Origin of the sequence: Paraburkholderia sediminicola (genome assembly GCF_046026895.1) — a bacterium.
Classification (GTDB): Bacteria; Pseudomonadota; Gammaproteobacteria; order Burkholderiales; family Burkholderiaceae; genus Paraburkholderia; species Paraburkholderia sediminicola_C.
This window is the reverse complement of the sequence record NZ_JAQQEU010000188.1, coordinates 1-2,928: the sequence shown is the minus strand read 5'-3', so window position 1 is coordinate 2,928 and position 2,928 is coordinate 1. Positions and strand designations below refer to the sequence as shown.

Here is a 2,928-nt window from a genome sequence, read left to right as displayed (position 1 = left end):
AACGCAAATGCCACGCTCGCGACCATCTCTTCAATGTGACGCAGGCTCAGCGGATAGGCCACGTACCAGCGCACGCACATCAGGATTACATCGAGCGGGTAATGCAGGCGCTTGAGCACTCGGGCCACCGGCGGATTCAACGTCGTTATCAAGCTTTCAGCCGTTCATGTTGTTCCGCACATCATAGCGGATCGCCTTATTGCAACAGAACCTCATAATTGTGGGGATCGTGCGATTTATGATTCTCACCGAATACCCCCACTCGCGCACTAACGACAAGGCACGCCAGCGAGAACGTCGTCCCCGGCTTGTTGCTCCTCTTCGTGGCCTTGAGCCTCAACCGAAGGCGCACGCGGGCCAGGAAACGTCCGATAAAGCGGCGGCGGTCACTGCCGCTATCCATGTCCGGCATCTCCGTCTGCCATCGCGCATTCACTGTTCCGGATTATCCGATGCAAAGACGCAGAGATTACCCGACCGGTAGACCGGTACATAGCGGCCTGCGACGCCACAATCATCCACCACCATGCCGATGGCATTACTGCGGGCGTAGTCTATGCGTTCAGGCAGGCTTGCGGCAAGGAGACTGCCCACCATCCGCTGATGCCAAATATGGTAGTAGCTGGGCAGCCATTGCGCTGCCGCGCCATATTTGCCGGTTACCCATACCTGGCGGTGAGACATCGTGGGAAACACCTCGCTGCCGACCAGCAGATCCGCCATGCGTGCAGGTGCCGCCGGCAGGGGGCTGCGATCGTGAAGCCGCATCACCGGCAAAAGGAAGACCGTATCAGGAGGCGTGTTGCTTTTGGCCCAGCCAGCCAAGGCCAGCCAGTCCGCGCGTTTTGCGGCGGTGTATGAATCCCAGCGATAATGTCTAATGATCAGGGCCACGGTTCCCGCGCTACTCAGCGCTAGAAGCAACGCCGCCACGATGGGGCTGGCGAGCCCCGCGCCGGGACGCCAGGCCTTCCGCACCACTAGCACCGGAAACAGCGCCGCAGCGCCGACGTTGACCACCACCGAAAACACCAGGATAGGCGCCCATAACAAGCGATCGGCCTCATTCGCTGAGGTCATCCACCGCGTGGTGAGGGCGGCGAGCGCAAGTCCGGCCAGCATTTGCAGATACGTCGTCGAGCGCAGCAGATGAAGGTTGAACAGGGAGGGCGAGGTAGTAAGTAGGGGCAGCAGCGCGCCGATTGCCCAGATTGCCAGCATCACACCCGTCAGCGTATATATCAGCCGCGCCTGGTCGCGCGGCAACTGCGATGCCGAGACGATGGCCGTGGCGATAACGATCACAAAGCCGACATATTGCCCGACTGCCAAGTGCATCGCCAAAAAGTGATCGGGCCAGTGCTCGAGCAGAAACACCCGGTAATCGTAATCCGGCCTTCTTCCCAATTCGGGGTTGTGCGCGAGATTGGCGAACAACGGTAGGGCCAGCACGACACAGGCTAGCAAGCCGGGCCAACTTTTCCGCACTAGGCGGCCGAGGGGCAGCCCGTGTTCTCGCCATTGCAGCAAGACCATCGTCACCATCAGCGGCGCAAGCCACACGGCCATGAAGATGTTGAGGAAAAACACCAGCCCCGCTGAGGCCAGCGCCCAACCATAGCAGCGGCGCCACACTAGCGAGAGCGCGATCAGGGCCAAGCCGTTGCCCAGTTCTGAGTGGCTGAAAGAACCGAGAGCGATTCCGCCATCTCCGGCGAAAGAGACGCCGCGCAGCAAGCCGCTGACCGCACTCAGCAGCATGAAAATCAGCGTCTGCGTTCGCCCCTTCAGCCCCAGGACCGCAATCCAGGAGCCGATGCCAGCGAAAAAGAGCAGTCGAGAAAGAAGCAGCCACGGCAGGAAGAATTTCAGCACATTGCTGTCGTCAGCGATCCCCACCTGCATCAGCCAGAAACCGGAAGAAAAATAACGTAGCGACTGAATGAAGGCATCGTGCGCGAATTGAGGTTCGCGCCACAAGCCCTCTAGGATCGGCAAATGGAAGATGTTGTTATTTTCGATCGTGAAACCGGTAATCGCCAGGGACAGCAGACTGAGCCCGGTCAACAAGGCCGCCCAGCTGCGCCAACCGAGCCCTACTTGCGCGGACAGAGGCCCATCACTGCTCACGCTCTGCGCTAACTCTATTTGTTTTACTGGCATTATTTTCTCATTGCAGAAAAACGGCCATCCTCGCTGACGTCGCCCACCTGCAACGCCGTGCCGACACTTTCTTCCGTTGTAGAGTTGTATCCCTGACCTATTTCCTGACTGTCGAACTGAATCGTCATGGTTTGCGCCATCTTGCACCTCTGTACTACAGAAAGTTATCGACGAAGACAACGAAGAAAACTCTAAAAAGCAAGATCAGCCCGATCGGACGCAATTTCCGCAACTTCACTGTTATAGAGGAAGCTAGGCGACCAAATCGGACAGACTGACTCACGCATCTGCCACCGCTATATATGTGATAATGTCCTCTATCACATGCACGCTGCCCATAAAAAAACACAATTAAACTGTTGACTGTGATGGCACCGGCCTGTCTTGGCGGGGCGCATGCGAACGGTTCGTCGACGGAGTGCGAAGGACCCGCCAGCGCGTCATGACGGCGGCGGTTCATTTCGGTCTTTTCGGCCATACGGCCTTAACGGGAAAATCCGCTTGCTGCGGCATGTCGCGCAACGCTTGGCGATAGGCTCTCCATTCGTCCACGTTCTTCGTAAAGCCCTGCGGTGCATCGGTGGGTATCGCAACAAAATTATCGGTGTTCGCAACGGTGCTGTTGCAATAAGGCGGTCGGCTATGATGTGCGGAACAAGATGAACGACTGAAAGCTTGATGAAGACGCTGAATCCGGCCGTGGCCCGAGTGCTCAAACGCCTGCATTACCCGCTTGATGTGATGCTGACGTGCGTGCGTTGGTAT

The 2,928-nt window shown here is 57.8% G+C and carries 3 protein-coding genes and 2 pseudogenes; 1 reads left to right on the top strand and 4 read right to left on the bottom strand.

Going from position 1 to position 2,928, the window contains the following annotated elements:
• The 4 genes and pseudogenes from PQR02_RS40065 to PQR02_RS40050 form a co-directional block, all read right to left on the bottom strand.
• Positions 1-149, bottom strand: a pseudogene (locus PQR02_RS40065) (IS6 family transposase); the annotation flags it as partial.
• A gap of 283 nt (positions 150-432) precedes the next feature.
• Complete coding sequence (locus tag PQR02_RS40060) at positions 433-2,163, bottom strand: hypothetical protein (RefSeq protein WP_408243331.1); 1,731 nt, start codon at positions 2,161-2,163, stop codon at positions 433-435.
• Entirely contained in the window at positions 2,163-2,291 is a 129-nt protein-coding gene (locus PQR02_RS40055; protein ID WP_408243330.1) for a hypothetical protein, read from the bottom strand. Before PQR02_RS40055 ends, PQR02_RS40060 begins: the two co-directional genes overlap by 1 nt.
• Positions 2,292-2,619: 328 nt before the next feature.
• On the bottom strand, positions 2,620-2,715 hold the full coding sequence (locus PQR02_RS40050; RefSeq protein WP_408243329.1) for a phage tail assembly chaperone: 96 nt from the start codon (positions 2,713-2,715) through the stop codon (positions 2,620-2,622).
• Between the two features lie 126 nt (positions 2,716-2,841).
• On the opposite strand from PQR02_RS40050, the pseudogene PQR02_RS40045 reads away from it, so the two are divergent.
• Positions 2,842-2,928: pseudogene (locus PQR02_RS40045) on the top strand (IS6 family transposase); the annotation flags it as partial.